The following is a 17558-nucleotide window of genomic DNA, read 5'->3' on the forward strand; positions in this document are numbered from 1 at the left end:
ACGATAGTTGCTGCTGAGAGATTTATGGGAGGATAAACTGAGGCTAATCTTCAAATGGAGATGGATAATCACCGCAGTTAATCCCATTATTTCGTGTGTATTAACTTGTTGAAGTACGCTCAACAAGATATAATGGCATAGTAGAAAGCAGATTACATGTTGAAAGTGAGCGGAAACGATATGGGTCGTAAGTGGAATAATATCAAGGAAAAGAAAGCTTCAAAAGATGCAAACACGAGCCGGGTCTACGCTAAATTCGGCGTTGAGATCTATGTAGCTGCCAAGAAGGGCGAACCGGACCCGGAAGCGAACCGTGCACTGAAAGTCGTGCTGGAACGTGCCAAAACGTATAATGTACCCAAAGCCATCATTGATCGTGCGATGGAAAAAGCTAAAGGCAGCGGGGATGAGAACTATGAAGAGTTGCGTTATGAAGGCTTCGGACCGAATGGTGCGATGGTCATCGTTGATGCACTCACCAACAATGTGAATCGTACAGCGCCGGAAGTGCGCTCTGCGTTTAACAAAAACGCGGGCAACATGGGTGTTAGTGGTTCTGTTGCTTACATGTTTGATCCAACAGCGGTTATCGGTATAGAAGGCAAAAACTCCGAGGAAGTACTGGAACTTTTGCTTGAAGCAGATGTGGATGTACGTGATATCGTGGACGAAGACGATGCTGTCATTGTATATGCAGAACCGGATCAATTCCACGCTGTACAAGAAGCATTCAAAGCTGCGGGTATTACTGAGTTCACAGTAGCCGAGCTGACGATGCTTGCGCAAAACCATATTGAACTTCCAGAGGATGCACAAGCCCAGTTCGAGAAACTGATCGATGCGCTTGAGGACCTTGAGGATGTTCAGCAGGTTTACCACAACGTAGAGTTCGTTTAAGAGAACGAGACGTGCGGTAATAGCGGCGGTTTAGAGTCTTTCTAACCCAGTTAGGGATTTGAAAATGTATATAAACCATCCATTTTATCACTCAGCGAGGGTATACATGCTATTGCCAAGTGATTCATGTGATGATGTACGTTTTCATAGCCTGTATTGTATTTAACTCACTTTTTGTATGGGAAATATCCATATGAGGAGTGAGTTTTTTTATGTTGTTTGAAGATGTTTACAAAGAGTTTCTTTTTGATTTGGAGATCAAGAACTATAGTATTCGCACTATAAAAGGATATAGAAATAACAATAGGGCATTTCTGAATTACTTATGTAATGAATTTTCAGTTGTTGAAATAGAAGAAGTCAACACCTCTCACATCAAAGCATATCTTATGAACTTGAAAATGAAAGGACTGTCTGAGTCCTACATCAATGGAATACAAAAGAATATCCGTTCATTTTTCAAATACATTGTGGAGGAAGGGTATATTGCTGAAAAGCGAAATCCAGTATTAGGTTTAAAATGGATGAGAGAACCTAAAGTTCTTATAAAAACTTTCAATGATGATGAAGTGAAACGTTTAATCAATGCACATAAAGGTGACTTTTACTTGAGTATGCGTAACAAGTTGATTCTGATGTTCTTTGTAGACTTAGGAATAAGAAATTTGGAACTATGTACACTTGGCTCTCTTGATGTAGGAGAAAGTGTTATCAAAATACATGGCAAAGGAAACAAAGAAAGAAATTTATACATTTCCCCTTTTCTTAAGAAATACATCATCAAGTACGAAAGAATGAAAGAGGCTTATTTTAAGGATAAATTCATGACTGACTCCAATTTCTTTTTATCTCAAAATGGCAAGATTTTAACTGTTACTGCGATTGAAGTGATGATGAAGAAAGCAGGCAATGAAGCTAAGATTCGAGATCATATTCGTTGTAGCCCTCACACACTGAGGCATTATTTTGCTCAAAAACAATTAAGGTTGGGATTAGATGTATACAGTCTTAGTAGATTATTAGGCCACGAGTCCACTGTAATAACTAACAGATATCTTCAGTCAATTCAAGATGAACAAATATTGGATTTGGCTAAGACAACTAGTCCGCTTATGAATCTGTAGGGAGTCAAAGAAGTAGTCATGAAACTTTATCTCAAAGGACAGGTGCATTATCAATGAGTAATGTTTTTAACTTTAGTGGGACGCATAGCATAGTGAAGTTAAACGTTTTTCCATGGTATGGATACAGGAATTTACAAAATTATTCCTTTATTTTTTCTACTTTTACTGAAGATATTGAGCTAAAAGGATGTTCATACGTGCAAGTGAGAATTGTACATGACTCAAAACTTCTGGCAATGAATCGAGATGTACTGACTGCCGATAAGTTTATATTCAAGGAAGGAAATTTAGTTGTTAATGAATTCATTGAGATTATTCAAGAGAAGACTCGTTTTCAAACGCTATACATTGCAGTTTTAAAGGGACAGGTAACGCCTAAAAAGCATGTGTATGTAGGAAAAAGAAATCTTCTTCTGTATACAGACAATAAAGACGGAGAAGGAATAAGTGACAAATATGCTGCCTACTACGGAAAAGAATTTGAAGCAAGTGTTAAGTGGCAGGAGGCTAGACTTAAGTATGAGATCATTCAACAGATGTATATTCTTCCTAGAAAGAATCCTAATAAGAACTTTACAGAGCAGCTAAAACTTCAATGGGATGAGCAAAGACAAATTGTGAGTGAACTATATGAACTGTATGAAGAAGCATCTCGCAATGAGTACATGGAGATATAATAATACTTTAAAAAAAGTGAAGGGAGGAAAAAAGTCAATAAAACACTGGGATTTGGTATAATTTGACAATTGGTTATTTATAGTGTATTATTATTAGTAGTAGGGGCAGTAACTAAATCATATATCCAGTTTTTTCAAATTCTTAAAAGAAGAACAGGAACGGTGAAATAGTTCCTGTTTTTTTGTTTTCTAAAATTTAGGGAGGTAATTTTAATGGAGTTAAGAGAGAGGGAAGTTTACAGACTCAAGAGATTGAGCAAGCGAATCAAAGTTAAAACGGTGGCGGCATACATAGGGTGTCACCAAGCAACTGTAGGACATTTTGAGAATAGAGGATATCCTATGTCTAAAGAAAAGATCGCGAAATATAAAGAGTACATCGATAACCATGAAGGGAGTGAGCGTTTATGAGCTTATGTATTGCACTTAATCATCCAAGTAGTAAGTTTGCCATTATTGCTGGAGATGGAAGAGTCACTAAAAATGGCGTGTTAGTGAGGGATAAACACTTGAAGCTAACTGCACTTACACAATATATCTCAATGTTCTGTTCTGGCGCACAAGATTATTGTGAAGTTTTAAGAGCAAAAGTTTCTGAACGAGTGAATGATAACACAAGCATTGATGAGATTGCCTTAATTATTGAAGAAATTAGTAAAGAAGTTTTGGAACAATTCGAAAAAGAAAATCCAATGTATTTAGTGGAGAACCCTGGATTTTGTCCACTTTCAACTATATTAGTTTATTATGACGTTTCCAAAAATGAAACTGGAATGATCGAGTATTGTCATACAGGTGAGACACGGAGAACAACTGAAGCGATGGTTACAGCTAGAGGAGAGAATAGGGAGGAAGTACTATCATTCTTCCAAAACAATCAGATGGATCAAAACAACATCATTGAAACAGTGTTTAATTTGTTTAAACACATTAATAGCTTTAACAAATATGTTGGGGGAAATACAATTCTTCATGTTGTAACTCCTAATGGTATCTACGAATATGACAGGAGGTTCTATCATGTATCTGGGTAAAAATGTAAAAATGGGGCCTAATGCTAGTATCTCATGGCATCAGGTTGCAAACCAGCCATTCATTCCAGTAGTACCAGACTACATTAAGTCAACTTACATTGATGCAACGCAAATCTATTCTCCTAATATATATGGCGGTACAATTGCGATAGGATCAGGAAACAATATCTTCAAGGCAGACAACAGAGGGATTTATTTAGGGCACAGTTCATTTGAAAGCGCTAACTTTAAAGTCAGTATGGATGGAAAGTTAGTAGCAGTGGATGGCATGTTTTCAGGAACTATCAATGGTTCAATTATTACTGGGGGAACAATACGTACAGCAGGAACAAATGCAGACAGGATAGAGTTATCGCGTAATGGATTTAACTCTTACAATCTCTGGGGAGAGAAGAATGGAGTAAGCGTTGATAGTGGGAATTTCTCTTCTCTAGATTTCTATTATAGGGGTGAGAAACGAGGAGGGCTATCCCAAGCAGCAGCAAACATCTCACTACAATCAACAATGGGTGACGTTATTGTTCAAGCATCCACTTATGGAAAGACACAATTCAGAGGAACAGTAGATTTTACAGATGCTAAGGTAAAAGGAATGACAGCAGTTTTTGGATAAAGAAAGGATGATTATTATGAAGAAAAATAAGAAGTGCAGCAAATGCAAACAGTATCATTCACTGAAAAGTTTTAACAAATCAATTCAGAGCAAAGATGGTAAGGGTGGCTATTGCAAAGAGTGCAGTGCTGCCTATCAGAAGGAATCACGAAAGCGCAAATACCAAGCAAATCCAGCTTTAGAGTTGTTGAAAAAATCATGCGAAGCTGCGTTTAGAAGAAGTCAACCTGAGTATGTCAAAGATGGTTATGCTCATGTAACAACAAGTTACATGAGTGCAAAGGAGTTTTGGTCTGACCTTTGGAATGACGATGATTTCCGTGAATGTTGGATAAAGCAATCCATGATTTTTGAGAATACTGCTATATACAAAGATAGACCAACTTTAGACAGAATTGATTCCATGAAGGGTTATGAAAAAGTAAATCTTCAAGTTCTGCCTTATTGGGAAAATGTCACAGATGGTGCATCACGTGAATGTGAAGTATATGTAATTAAAGATTTGAGGCTAAACGACAAGATGAACTATTCAAGAATAGGTGAAGCTAAGGAGGATTTAATTCGCAGATATCACATTCCTATTAATGTTCTAAATCAAGTTGATCATGGATCAGTAATAGATGCTGGAAACGGAATTGGTTTACTTATCCAAACTATCAAAGGTGAGCTAAAGACAGATGTTGAATGCAAATATCGGATGATATGGAATCTAGCTAGAACTATTTTTGACATCGAAACAGATGAAGAAATCCTTACTGAAAAAACTCAACTCCAGTTAGATGTAAGTGCCATCCAAATCAAAAAAATATTGAAAGGGGAAAGATCATGACGTACAAAGGTGAATATTTCTATTGCTACAGCCTAAAGTTATTCAAGTTTCTACGAATGGATAACGAAATTAGCTTTATTTGTTCTGGTCTGCATGAAAAGACACTGGACAAGTTTTGGCAGTTTAAGCGAACTAAAGAGTTAAATATGTTATTGGATGAGTACAGTCGACGTTATTGAATAACTGTTAGTAACAGAAAGTAATAAGAGATTTAGTGTAAAATAAATTAGTGTTAAATTATAAGGAGAAATGTTAAGCATGTATAGAGATAAAAAAGAAGCAAAATTCGTAGGATTCCCAATAAAGATGTATGCCTTTGAACATGAAGGTTTATTTGTTGTTCAGAAAGATGAAAATGCTTTCATGTTATACTTCCTTTTAGGTGTTCATTCTCAAAATTATTGGAACTGGGGAAGAGTGGAAACTACGGTTGTCACACTTAGTAAACAGCTACCTTTAAAAAATAAGGAAAGTGACAACCGTAAGGAAATTAGAAGGTTGCTACAAGTTTTGCATGACAAATCATGGATAAAAATAAACATGAATGATGATTCATTAGAATATGACAGTTTGCTTACTATCAATATGATTGATTTAGGTAGCCCTTATGTTATGGATGGGGTATTAAGCCAGAACTATAAACATACTGGTTGGTTAAAGGTAACTCAGGAGATGTTTGACGCATGTAGAGGGAATGCTAGACATTTTAGAGCCATGATCTACGCAGAATGGCGGATGTTTCGTAATCAAGAGAATGAAGGTGAGTATCGTATCTCTCTTAACGAATGGGAGAAAGTAATGGGAATATCCCATGCTACAGCAGTGAAGTTAGTCAAAGAGCTTAATGATTTGAATTTAGTTGATAAGGAACGTGGAGCCATGTATCAAGATGAGAATGGTCAACCCAAGCGAGAAACAAATTTATACACCGTTGTGAGTGAAGAAGAACGTCAAGAACGTAATGAGGTTGATAAAAATGAACAATATTCACCTGAACATCAAGAAAATATTAATACAAATGCAATGATAGCGGAAATAGAAGGAGACCCAAGATGCAAAGGGACAAATGTTTACAAGACAGGGAAAGGAGATTATTTAGGGAGCAAAGAGTACTATATTTGGAAAACAACCACGTATGAATATACAAGGGCGCACCTTGATAAGCGTTTTAATAGGTTTAAAGAGATAAGCCCTAAGAGGTATGCTATTGTCGTAAATGAGGGTGAAAAATATATGCAGAAACTAGAAAATCGTAAGAAGGAACAAAAGATAGCTATGGAATTACATCAATCTAATTATAATAATTCTGACCTAGACTGCTATAACCTTCATGATGAGAGCTATGATGATGAATTTACGAAAAGTATCAATGAAACTAAACGTAAAAATATAGATAGTGAAGAAGAGGAGAAAGCAAAAGGTGCGAGAGATTATGCTAAACAATTTGTCGCAATGTTTGATTCTTTAGATGAGCCTGAAACAGCCTGAGATTTCGAAATCTTATCAGGACTCTTCTAAAAAGAATGTAAGATAATTCAAGCGCATGTATATTTGGAGTAAAACAATACTCACAATAACCTTAAGTTTAATTTCGGGTCAATTCTGACAAAAATCTATTATTTGAAGTATAATAACATGTCAAATTTGACCCAATATCATCCATAACATAATTTAATTTGTTGTCAAATATGACATGTAACTATACAGTATAAACCAAATAACCTAAGAAAGAAAAAAACTACCTAGTAACCTCTTGCGAGAAGTACGTAGGTAGGTTGTTTCGCTTACGCTCTTGGAAGATCAAGGCCCTTCGCTGCGCTCAGACTTACTAACAGACACTTTTGAGTTAAATTATAGATAAAGATCAAAAACATATATGTTTAGTTAGTTAATTTAGAGCTATTATAGTTTTGAATTTAAACTGCAAACACCAAATTGTTCACTTTTTCAAACCTCATATCTACAACATCAAAATCCTCGTCCCCATTCCACTCACGAATTTCTTTCCACATATATATTCCGTCCTGGCAAATAACATATTTGTCTTTAGGTACTTCATCACAAACACATGCCCACCAGTTGATATCTTCACCAGTAGCAAGTTTCACATCCTCCTGTTGCAGTACCTCGCTTTCATCAAAAGTAATGACAAGTGAACGACCTTCGAATGCTCCAATGGACTTTACAATCGAACGTTTCTGAGGTTCATAATATGCATATGCTGAGATTGAGTTATCAGAGCTTAGAGTTATATTTTGCTGGTTGAATAGTAGTTCATCTTTCATAATTAAATCTCCTTTTATTATTGAATTTATATATTCTTTTATATATACTAAAAGTAATATTATGAATAAAATATATACCGATATAGGTATGTTGTCAAGTGGATTATTATTACGTGGAGGCGAAGTATATGCATTTACACATTAAACTTAAAGAAATCATGAAGGAACGCAAGATAACCCAAACTGAATTGTCAGCAATGTCAAATGTGACACAAGCGAAAATATCAAATCTTTGTAATAATAAAATGCAGGAATTGAATATAGGAATACTAGAGCGAATAGCATATGCTCTTGAAATCGAAGATATTTCAATTTTGATTCAATTTGAAAAGAATGAATGTTAAATTTGAGAGCAGTAATTACTAAGTGAGGAGCTAAAAAAAGATGATACAAAATAAAACTACTGATAATTTTTTCGAACTTTTGCTTGATATGAACGTTGTGAACACTATTGAATTTCCACATTACATGAAAGCTGGGATTTACGGTTTCAAGTCTGGAGACTATGTAAAGGATTTTTTAATAGAAAATTCAACAGAAGTCGATGAACTAAAATCATTCTCGTTCGTGGATAGGGTTGAGATTAAAAACTTCTTTTTCATAGATAGAAATCACAAAAATTATAAAGAGAGCTATGCAGAGAATGACCTCCCCACTTATTTGGGGAACACAGGGGATATTAAAATTACCGCTGTAAATGTAGTGCCCTACACGAAGACACTAAAGGTGATATATTGTATAAATGATGACATAGAAGAAATACATAACTTAGCAGAGAATTTTGAGCTTTATTTAAGTATTGAGATTAAGGGCTGTTTGAAAAATTCAGATTTTTGGAGGAAAATATTGTATCAAAGTTTTGTGTTATTTAAAACAGGAGATATTACTGGATCATTTATTAATATGTTTATAGCTTTTGAAAGTATGTTAAGAGCAAAAACGCTAATGAATGATGAATACAAAATTAATGAAGTTTATGCCAGATATATGGGAATAAAGAAGCAGGGATTACCTGAGGAATTACATGCATATCGTTTAATTAGAAATGAATTGTTACATGGTGATTATGCATTAGCAAGATTCCTGACAGAAACTGATCTTACTCTTTTGCTTATAAATATTATGAGTTTGGATTCAAAAAGAGAAATTTTTAAACCTAAAACGAAAACCTTAGCTATTCATGAGGCTTTGAAAAAAGGATAAAAGAAAATTGTAAAAGTAAAGAATGTAGTAATAATTAAGTGCTAATAGATGAGGAGACAACACGATGGATATTCTTGAAATTTCAGAATATGAGAATCAAATGGTATTACTATCTGAAAATAAATATGGTAAGTATTATAAAAACACAAAAGATGCATTAAAGCTCTTAAGTGAAGGTATAGAACATGTGGACATAGAAGCATTCGTCTTTAAAGCTTTCTATTTCCAAATGGAAAAATCACTTCATTTATCATTTATTTCAATTATTAGATGGCATGATGTACAAGCTTCAATGATGATGCGATATGCTATTGAGTCTTCTACAATGGCAGCGTACAGTTTATACAGTACTAATACTGATGAATATTTATATAAGAATGAGCGAGGTCTAGCCACGATCAGAGAAAAGGCGAAGGGGAAATGTTATAGTTGGTTGGAGGAAAATTACCCCCATTATTCTGACATTCTAAAGTTGAAAAAAAATATGATAAATATGTTTGGAGCACATTCAAATCTATTTAACGCTTATAAGAACTTTGACTTAGACAACTTTGAATTTCATTTTTTCGATAATTTAAACGAGGATGATATAAGAGGGTTTATGTGGAATATTGGCAATACTGCAATAGTGATTATGCAAATGATTTTGGAAATATCTAAAAAATACGAACGTATAACTTTTATCAAATGTTACAAAGAGAAATTGAATGAAGTAACTAGAGATAACATGATAATTAGAGATGAGTTTATAAGTAGACCTGAGTATGCACATTGGATTGGAGAGTAAAAAGTTATAAAAAATCTTGAATTCAAAGGTGGGAGTACTTATCGCTGCTATAGGTAGTATTCATTTAGGAGGAAATACTGTAGAAGGAACACTATTTAGAAGTGCTGTTTGTTTTTTCTTGAATGAAAAAAGTAGATATTCGAAAATACTAGATTTTTCAGAAGGAGCATGGGAAGTAGAGGTCGCTAAAGGCCAAAATTCCATTGTGGTCAGATGTAAAAATAGTTTATCAGAGGAGCGAGTGTTAGTCGAGGGGCATAAATTTGCTCAAATGTTCCTAGATTTATTAAGTGTTTATAAGAATGATAGTCTGTTTATTCCAAAGGCATCTGATAGTAATATCATATTTTATGAGAAAGATAGTATTTTTATCTTAAGAGATGTGGCTATAGATCAGTTCTCAATTAATATTAGTACGGAAGTATTTGTTGAGAATGCTAAAGGAGAATTAGTTAAACCCTTAAAGGAAAACTTTAATTGGTCTCAATCACTTAGATTCTACCGTTTATCTCAGTTAAGTTCAGACCTGTATGATGCTTATAGGAACTTGTTTTTGGCATTAGAATCGATTTTTAACATAATCGCCCCTAAAAGAAGAGAAGAGGGAGAGATTCAATGGCTTAGAAGAGTTCTTGCACAAGTAGAGAGTCAGATCGATATAAACAGTTGTGTTCCAGATGGGAGTAATCTAACAGCTATAAATTATTTTATAACAAAACAATATAAAGATATCCGTTGCAAGTTATTCCATTCAAAAAGTATGAATGTGTTACCTCATGATAATGTAAATCCTATAGTTATAAGTAAAGCATATAGAAATTTAATTGATTGGTGGAGAAGAATATCAAATTATTATGCAAACATTCCTGAAAATGGTGGAGGGATAACTGCATATGCATTCAAAGAGATGATGGATATTTTTTTTGGATCAGGGTTTCAGTTTGAGATAAGCGATGATTACTCACCTTTTGACCCTGATGACAAAACAACAAGTCCACTTAATAAAACGGTTGTTAAATTTTTAGAGAATAAGTATAAGTGTTTCGAAAATATAGGCGAGATTGAGTTGGAGGGAAGCTTGGAGCTTAGAGAAGGCAACTTGCTTAGCAAGCTATATAGAATCTGTACAACTATAGATGGCAATCTTACGACAACTCAATTTTACGAAGCAGGAATAGATTTAAAGGAGGTTAGTAAGATAGAGACTGCTCATGTGATTAGACTTGTAAATAAAAATATGCCTAAAGTTAACTTTTGATCTGAGGGTTTTGAATTAGAAGACTACAACAAACCGCCATGCTTTTTATTCTACGTTTACAATAATTAAGGGGTGCCTTAGTATTTTTAGCAAATAAAATTTGGAGAATTGTTTGTTTGTTAATTAGACTGATTTTTGAATGGTTTTTTACGTTAACGCTTTAACGCGATATTTTAATTGTTCGTGAATGAAATCCCGATTTCATATAAACTTCGAAAAATTTATAGGTAATCAGTAATGGTATATTTTACTTATTTATTTTACTGATCATGTTATAATTAACACAACTAAGTAATTAATGGGGTGATCTTGTGGATTTTTTAATGAGTACAGGATTTAGAGATTTTGATAACAAGTTATGGGTATGGAAAAAAATCAAAGCTTTTTTTGAGGATTATGAAGGATTTTGTTATGAAAGTTACCAAATTAGTAGTGGAACTAGGAATAAATCAGTAATTGATATTTTTATGGTTCATAATAGACTAGGCTTTATATCAATGGATATTGTGGATTGGAACGATAATACTTCTACAGAAGACCTAAACCAAGCGATGGATAATCTTTTCAATAAATATGAAAATATGAAAAACAAATTTAGAAATGATTTGAGAAACGGAAGAAAAGAAAAGTATCATGGAATGCCAGTTATGGTTATTCCATCATTGACTAAAGCTAAGTGGAATGAGCTAAACGTAGATTCTGATGGAATATTTATAGTATGTTCGGATGATCTATTATTAGAATCATTCAATACAGTTTTATTTTCAGAGCTTGAGAGCCTCGGTACCGCCATTACTGAAGAAGAGTGGAGTGTAGTTAAAGCAATAGTTCAAGGTGGAAGAGTTATGGAAGCTCTTATTAGACAGGGAGCAGCATCGCCAGATACTAAAAAAGCGATTCTACAGAAACTTGAAGCCTCAATGAGCCTCCTTGATCTTGAACAAGAAAAAGTAGCAAGACAAATTCCTGATGGGCCTCAACGAATTAGAGGGCTGGCGGGCTCTGGTAAGACTATAGTAATGACAATGAAAGCTGCTTTAATGCATATTGCAAATCCTCAATGGGAGATTGTTTATGTTTTCTCAACTCAAAGTTTATATAATCAAATAAAAGATTACATAGAAAGATTTACTCTACATTTTGCAAACGTTAAGCCGAATTGGGATAAGCTTCATGTCTTGCATGGTTGGGGTAGTAAAGGTCAAGAAGGATTATACAGTTACATGTGCAAGAAATACGGTCAGAAGCCATTAGGTCTTGTTGAGGCCAAGAATATGTTTGGCAATAATTCACTTCTTGGAAATAGCTGCTTGAAGTTGATAAATGAGATTGAAGTTTATCCTAATTTTGATGCTTTATTGATGGATGAAGCACAAGATTTTGAATTTGAGTTTTTTCGTTTCTGCCATCACATATTACGTGAACCAAAAAGGTTCATTTGGGCTTATGATGAAGTGCAAAGTTTAAATAACTTAAATATTCCAACTGCAAAAGAGATTTTCGGAGAGAATGAACATGGAGAAGCATTAGTGAATTTAGAAGGTACTTATTCAGATGGAATAGAGAAGGATTTTATCTTATTCCATTGTTATAGGAATCCAAGACCCGTATTAGTAGCTGCTCATTTTTTTGGAATGGGATTATTTAGAAAAGAAGGAGCAATCCAATTCATTCCATCTGAGGGTGGATGGGAAGATATTGGCTATGAGATTGTTAGTGGTGAATTTAAAATCGGCGAAGAAGTAACAATGAGAAGACCTTTCGAAAATTCACCAAATAATATTGAAAAATTAGTAGGTTATGAGAATGTACTGAAGATGAGAGTGTTTCAGGAAATGAAATCCGAAATAAACTGGGTTGCAAACGAAATTAAGCGCAATCTTACTGAAGATGAACTCACTCCAAATGATATCTTGGTGATTAGTGTTGACAATCGTTATTACAAGAAATATGGAGAAGCTCTTAAGTATAGTCTATCAACGGAAGGCATTGATATGATAATTGTTGGAGAAGATACTGCAACAAATGTATTCAGAGTTGATAGCAAGGTTACATTCAGTGGTATCAGGCGTGCTAAAGGAAACGAAGCATCTGTTGTGTACATTGTTGGTTTTGATTCAATATTAGGAGGATTTGATATTGTCCAGCTCCGAAACACTGCTTTTACTGCTATGACGAGAAGTAAAGGGTGGTGCACTATTACTGGTGTAGGACAGAGAGCAGAATCATTATTTAATGAGATTAAAATGATAGCTAAAAACCCTGAAAAAATAACATTTAAAATTCCTGACCCTACATCTATTGAAAGGTTACTCGATAACATTGAGTATGCAAAAAGAAGAACCAAAATAAAGGAAGCAACAAAAATAATAAACAAATTAGACAAAATATTGGATGAAGATGATATTAAATTCTTAGATAAAAAATCATTAGAAAAATTAATGAGAAAATTCAAGATTAAAGTGGGTGAAGGCACTGAGTAATCTTGACATGAATTTTTTTCAATTAATTACCGAAATAATGAAGGAAGAATGCGAAAGCTTATCACCATCTGGAAGTTTAACTAATTTAGACTTTACAGTTGTACAATCTGAGGTGTTCAATCTAAAAGGTCCTATAGCAATACAGATTGAATATTTTGATGTAGATGAAAAGATGTTTAGTCACAAATTAGATGAGAATATTGAAAAAAGAGTTCATTTCGTTATGAAAGAGATGAGGAAAGAATCAATAATACAAAATGCAATTTTTATCACGAATCTAGATGAAGCTATTATTAATAGGTTCAAAAAGAGTTTTGCACACATTCTAACAGATGATATTCATATATGGGGCTCAAATCAAATAAATTGCTTGTTTGAAAAATACCCTCATATTTTTGCGAGGTATAATAAAGAGTTTTTTGTGAGTTTCATAAAAGAAGAGTTTTCGAGAGTGATTACTGATCCTCAACATCGAGAAGATCAGATAAATTATAGTAACAGTTATACAAAAGATAAGTTAAAGAAAGAGTATAAAGACGGAGAGCTCATTCTATTTTTAGGTGCTGGTGTTTCGATGTCAGCCAATCTACCTAGTTGGACAGAACTGGTATCAAAAGTTTATTTTGAAGCACTGTTAAGTAAAGGGATTAGTATTGAAGATATAGAAAATGACCCTAACTCTTATTGGCAGCTTACTCAGAGAATAGGTAATAACAATTTATTAGTTAGGACAAAATACGCAAAATTGCTTTTAGAAGATAAATTTGTCTCATATGTACACAAATGGTTGTATAACAATTCATCTCTTACTTCAGAACTATTAAAATCAATTTCTGATCTTATTAGTAAAAGTGATTTAAACCAAAGAAGACTTGTAAGTAATGTAGTCACCTATAATTACGATGACCTTTTAGAATCACATCTTGATCTGAGCAATATTAAATACACCTCAATTTGGAAGGACTCTCAGAGAGTAACTCCTGTATCTGTTGGAGTTTATCATGTGCATGGATATCTTCCTTACAGTAATGAATTTAGTAGTGAGAATATTGTGTTTAGTGAGGATGAGTATCACGATCAATATATGAAACCTTATGAATGGTCTAATGTTCTACAATTAAATATGTTTAGAGAAAAAACATGTCTTTTTATAGGCTCAACTTTAAGTGACCCAAATACACGCAGGATTTTAGATATTTCTAGGTCGAGTAGGGAAGGGAAGCAACATTTTATAATATTTCCTCGCTTGTATAAAACTCAAAAAATAGAAGAGATGTCCAAGGATAAAACTCTTTTAGAAAAACTTATGTCCTTAGAAGACGAAGACTTTGAATCTCTTATTGAGAAATTGCGCTATCTCATGATAGATAAATCAGTTGTAGATGAAACTTTACTTGCCGAAGAGCTACTTGTCGAACGTGATTTTAATAATTTGGGATTAAATGTGATTTGGATTAATGATTTTAATGAGATTCCGTTAATACTAAACTATTTACAGGAATAGAAATAACAGTACATGTTAGATAGCTAGGGGGATAGTTATAACTTTCCCAATCATACCTAAGATGTCAGAAACGCTATGCACACCAACAGATCGATCAGCCTCCAAATAAACCAAAGACTATCTATCAAACACAAAATAGAGCCGTAGGAGACCCTACAGCTCTATTTTGTGTTAGCTATTTGATTCGTATTCCAGCTCCACCATTCGGATCAGTTCTGAAGGCTTAATATTTAACGCTCTAGCCAACTCAAAAATAGTAGTTAATGATGGTTGACTATTACCACGTTCAATTCTAGATATAAACGTTCTTTCAAGTGTTGAGAGTTCAGCGAGTTTATCTTGGGATAAATCATTTCTAATCCGAAGACTTTTAAGTACTTTTCCGAAAATGGCCTCAATGTGCAAAGGAATAACTCCTTTTAGTAACAATTATTATGTTCAACAACTATAAAATCTGCACACTATATGATTCAAAATGGTTTATTTATACAATTAATTGTGATAAAATCAAAACATGAATCAAATAAAATAACTTCATGTGGGAGTGTATGTATGGAAACTACGGAAAATTTGTTGAGGGTAAATGAAGAATCAATCAAAAGTGAGGAGGAGAGAAATGCCACTCGATTTCAGAAGTTTTCAATTGTACCTGGCTTGTTATTGTTCTTTACATTCATGTATCTGACTTATCGTTATTTTGCTGAACATGATTTCCATGGTTCTTTTGTGTTTATTTCACTCCTTCTATCACTCTTCTTTATTGCTCAAGGCTCTGTAACAGAAGAAAAAGCAAAGATAAGAATTGAAGAGGCGAGAAGAGAAAAGTTAGATGAATTACTGAGTGACATCCCAGATTTCATTTCTTCTCAAGTATTTGCAAATGAAAAGCATAACGTAGCCATTTCCATTGATGATCTAAATAATAAGCTTTGTGTAATCGATTCTGAGATTCGAGTATTTCCTTCAAGAGATGTTTTAGAATTAGAACTAGTAGAGGATGATGTCCAATTGACAAAAACTTCAAGAGGTAGCCAGATAGGAGGAGCAGTTGTAGGAAGTGTACTTGCTGGAGGAGTAGGGGCTGTCATTGGTGGGTTGTCTGGACAAAAGACTACAAGTAACGATAAAGTTAAAAGGGTTTATCTGAAGTTGATTGTAAATGATATAAAGCGACCTAATGTAACAGTAGACTTTTTGGATGAGAAAAAGGAAATTCTTAAGAAAGACACAAAGGCAATTGATGCATCAAATAAAGCTAATCATTGGTATGGAGTATTAAGCGTACTTATTAAGCGAGGGTGAAAAGCTATCTCATCATATACATTACATAGATGCATTATTATCAAAAAAGCGTTTCTTATTTCAAATGAAGGAATTAAGGTGATTCGTATTAATGTGATAAACTGACTTTGCTGGCTAGATCGCATAGTAAGTTTTTTTAGGAAAGGACTAATTAAATGAATACATTCAAAGCATTCAAAGAATGGTCAGACCAAAACGATGGTCACATTGAAATACTTGTTACTACTGGGAAAACGGCAGTCATTAATAAATTCAAACCAAGTGCATCCGAAGATAAGCTCAAAGAGCTTTCCGATTATTTCTCTACTCCACTACCTTCAGATTACATAAACTTCTTACGATTATGTAATGGAGCTTCCTTGTTTGAAGACCCTGAATATGGCGGCGAAAACTTCTTATACTCAGCCCAAGATGTCATGCATTACAATGAAGCATCAGATAGTAAGATTGTTATAGCCAACATCCTTGATGATCGAATCCTGATTGATTTAGACCGCTGGCGCTCTCAGGATGAACAATATCTGTTACTTTGTGAAAGTTTATATTCTGTTGAGCATACAGGTAGCTTCTACAGTAACTTTGAGACATGGCTAGAGCGGTTTATCATTTCTCAAGGCTCAAAGTTCTGGTACTGGAAAACGGATCGTATTTGATGTAAACAAGCCAAAAGAACACCAGTCGTTATGAAAAAACAACTGGTGTTCTTTTGTAAGTATTCAATGAGAATTGTTGAACCAATGACAGGCAGCAGTTAGCTGACAGTTTAATTAGTCCAGAAGATGTTACACTGCCAGTGGCATTATTATAGTGAAGATAGTTGGGCTGTAAGACGCTTTTTCTGACGGTCAATGAAGTGCAGTTTAACCATTTGAATAAGGGGGAGTAAAGATTCTTTAATTCACAATTAGGAACTCTCCTTTGAGTACTAAATAGATTAATGACAACTTACCAGAATCATCAACAATTACTTCTTCTTGTTCGTGTCTGTGATAAAGAACAGGATACATTTTACCAAGAGTCACATGTGTTCCTTCTAGCAATTCTTCAGTAGCTCTCCAGTGTGTTGCTAGAGAGATATCATTCGTGACCGTATAATTGATAGTGTTTAACGGCGTATTTCTAAACTTAGATTTATTTTTTAGAAGAAATTCACTGAATTCTTTGCTCATAGTGGTTATTCCTTCTTCAGCATTTATTTTTTCATCAGTCAACTTAGGTGTCGGGTATGTTTCTTGGAAATGTTTGGTTAGTGTGTCTTCTCTAATTTGATCGAATGTTTTACCTTGTGTTTGTAACTTTAATTCCTCTGATTCAGGTTTTAATATCCCAACAAGGTCAATTAAAGTGATTTTCTTGGGTGTATTTTTATTTTCAGGCATATGTTTCTCAACCACCATTCTTTTTTTCTATTTTAACAGTGCATCCTAAATGTGTTTTTTGGTAATCACTTGCCAAACTTTTAATCGAATGGAAATAAGCAATGAGAATCATAGTCTGATTCCATTGAATCTTACATTCCCTTGCATCAATGGTGGCCTCAGTAAGTATATCCGTAACTTTAT

The 17558-nt window shown here is 34.1% G+C and carries 19 protein-coding genes; 16 read left to right on the forward strand and 3 right to left on the reverse strand.

The window, feature by feature from the left end; translation table 11 throughout:
• Window positions 1–180 precede the first annotated feature (180 nt).
• The 8 genes from AC4E8D_RS13785 (at window position 181) to AC4E8D_RS13820 (ending at window position 6662) form a co-directional block, all read left to right on the forward strand.
• Window positions 181–897 (forward strand): YebC/PmpR family DNA-binding transcriptional regulator, encoded by a 717-nt coding sequence (locus AC4E8D_RS13785; RefSeq protein WP_036608916.1) that lies wholly within the window; start codon window positions 181–183, stop codon window positions 895–897.
• Window positions 898–1109: 212 nt separating this feature from the next.
• Window positions 1110–2021: a tyrosine-type recombinase/integrase gene (locus AC4E8D_RS13790; RefSeq protein ID WP_490206346.1), complete on the forward strand. Its 912-nt coding sequence runs from the start codon at window positions 1110–1112 to the stop codon at window positions 2019–2021.
• Between the two features lie 53 nt (window positions 2022–2074).
• Window positions 2075–2698, forward strand: coding sequence for a hypothetical protein (locus AC4E8D_RS13795; RefSeq protein ID WP_490206347.1), 624 nt, complete (start codon window positions 2075–2077; stop codon window positions 2696–2698).
• A gap of 213 nt (window positions 2699–2911) precedes the next feature.
• The gene (locus AC4E8D_RS13800) at window positions 2912–3109 is read left to right on the forward strand and encodes an XRE family transcriptional regulator (RefSeq protein ID WP_490206348.1); all 198 of its coding nucleotides are present in this window, start codon (window positions 2912–2914) and stop codon (window positions 3107–3109) included.
• On the forward strand, window positions 3106–3732 hold the full coding sequence (locus tag AC4E8D_RS13805; RefSeq protein ID WP_490206349.1) for a hypothetical protein: 627 nt from the start codon (window positions 3106–3108) through the stop codon (window positions 3730–3732). Before AC4E8D_RS13800 ends, AC4E8D_RS13805 begins: the two co-directional genes overlap by 4 nt.
• Entirely contained in the window at window positions 3719–4345 is a 627-nt protein-coding gene (locus AC4E8D_RS13810; RefSeq protein WP_490206350.1) for a hypothetical protein, read from the forward strand. Before AC4E8D_RS13805 ends, AC4E8D_RS13810 begins: the two co-directional genes overlap by 14 nt.
• 16 nt (window positions 4346–4361) lie before the next feature.
• On the forward strand, window positions 4362–5174 hold the full coding sequence (locus tag AC4E8D_RS13815) for a hypothetical protein (RefSeq protein ID WP_490206351.1): 813 nt from the start codon (window positions 4362–4364) through the stop codon (window positions 5172–5174).
• Window positions 5175–5432: 258 nt separating this feature from the next.
• On the forward strand, window positions 5433–6662 hold the full coding sequence (locus AC4E8D_RS13820; RefSeq protein ID WP_490206352.1) for a hypothetical protein: 1230 nt from the start codon (window positions 5433–5435) through the stop codon (window positions 6660–6662).
• A 428-nt stretch (window positions 6663–7090) separates the two neighbouring features.
• On the opposite strand, the gene AC4E8D_RS13825 is transcribed toward AC4E8D_RS13820, so the two are convergent.
• Window positions 7091–7459, reverse strand: coding sequence for a hypothetical protein (locus tag AC4E8D_RS13825; RefSeq protein ID WP_490206353.1), 369 nt, complete (start codon window positions 7457–7459; stop codon window positions 7091–7093).
• A 128-nt stretch (window positions 7460–7587) separates the two neighbouring features.
• On the opposite strand from AC4E8D_RS13825, the gene AC4E8D_RS13830 reads away from it, so the two are divergent.
• From AC4E8D_RS13830 to AC4E8D_RS13855, 6 genes are all read left to right on the forward strand, one after another.
• On the forward strand, window positions 7588–7803 hold the full coding sequence (locus tag AC4E8D_RS13830; RefSeq protein ID WP_490206354.1) for a helix-turn-helix domain-containing protein: 216 nt from the start codon (window positions 7588–7590) through the stop codon (window positions 7801–7803).
• A gap of 40 nt (window positions 7804–7843) precedes the next feature.
• On the forward strand, window positions 7844–8662 hold the full coding sequence (locus AC4E8D_RS13835) for a hypothetical protein (RefSeq protein WP_490206355.1): 819 nt from the start codon (window positions 7844–7846) through the stop codon (window positions 8660–8662).
• Between the two features lie 64 nt (window positions 8663–8726).
• Window positions 8727–9449, forward strand: coding sequence for a hypothetical protein (locus AC4E8D_RS13840; protein ID WP_490206356.1), 723 nt, complete (start codon window positions 8727–8729; stop codon window positions 9447–9449).
• A gap of 28 nt (window positions 9450–9477) precedes the next feature.
• On the forward strand, window positions 9478–10707 hold the full coding sequence (locus AC4E8D_RS13845; protein ID WP_490206357.1) for a hypothetical protein: 1230 nt from the start codon (window positions 9478–9480) through the stop codon (window positions 10705–10707).
• A 311-nt stretch (window positions 10708–11018) separates the two neighbouring features.
• A complete protein-coding gene (locus AC4E8D_RS13850; protein WP_490206358.1) occupies window positions 11019–13190 on the forward strand; it encodes a DEAD/DEAH box helicase in 2172 nt (723 codons plus the stop codon).
• 7 nt (window positions 13191–13197) lie between these two features.
• Window positions 13198–14694: an SIR2 family protein gene (locus tag AC4E8D_RS13855; protein WP_490206359.1), complete on the forward strand. Its 1497-nt coding sequence runs from the start codon at window positions 13198–13200 to the stop codon at window positions 14692–14694.
• 171 nt (window positions 14695–14865) lie between these two features.
• Here the strand turns inward: AC4E8D_RS13855 and AC4E8D_RS13860 are convergent, their stop codons facing one another.
• On the reverse strand, window positions 14866–15099 hold the full coding sequence (locus tag AC4E8D_RS13860) for a helix-turn-helix domain-containing protein (protein ID WP_490206360.1): 234 nt from the start codon (window positions 15097–15099) through the stop codon (window positions 14866–14868).
• A gap of 147 nt (window positions 15100–15246) precedes the next feature.
• Between AC4E8D_RS13860 and AC4E8D_RS13865 the strand changes: the two genes are divergently transcribed.
• On the forward strand, window positions 15247–15996 hold the full coding sequence (locus tag AC4E8D_RS13865) for a hypothetical protein (protein WP_490206361.1): 750 nt from the start codon (window positions 15247–15249) through the stop codon (window positions 15994–15996).
• A gap of 155 nt (window positions 15997–16151) precedes the next feature.
• Entirely contained in the window at window positions 16152–16649 is a 498-nt protein-coding gene (locus tag AC4E8D_RS13870) for an SMI1/KNR4 family protein (RefSeq protein WP_490206362.1), read from the forward strand.
• A 240-nt stretch (window positions 16650–16889) separates the two neighbouring features.
• On the opposite strand, the gene AC4E8D_RS13875 is transcribed toward AC4E8D_RS13870, so the two are convergent.
• Window positions 16890–17375: a hypothetical protein gene (locus tag AC4E8D_RS13875; RefSeq protein ID WP_490206363.1), complete on the reverse strand. Its 486-nt coding sequence runs from the start codon at window positions 17373–17375 to the stop codon at window positions 16890–16892.
• Window positions 17376–17558 lie beyond the last annotated feature (183 nt).

It is taken from the genome of Paenibacillus sp. SRL342, assembly GCF_984798905.1.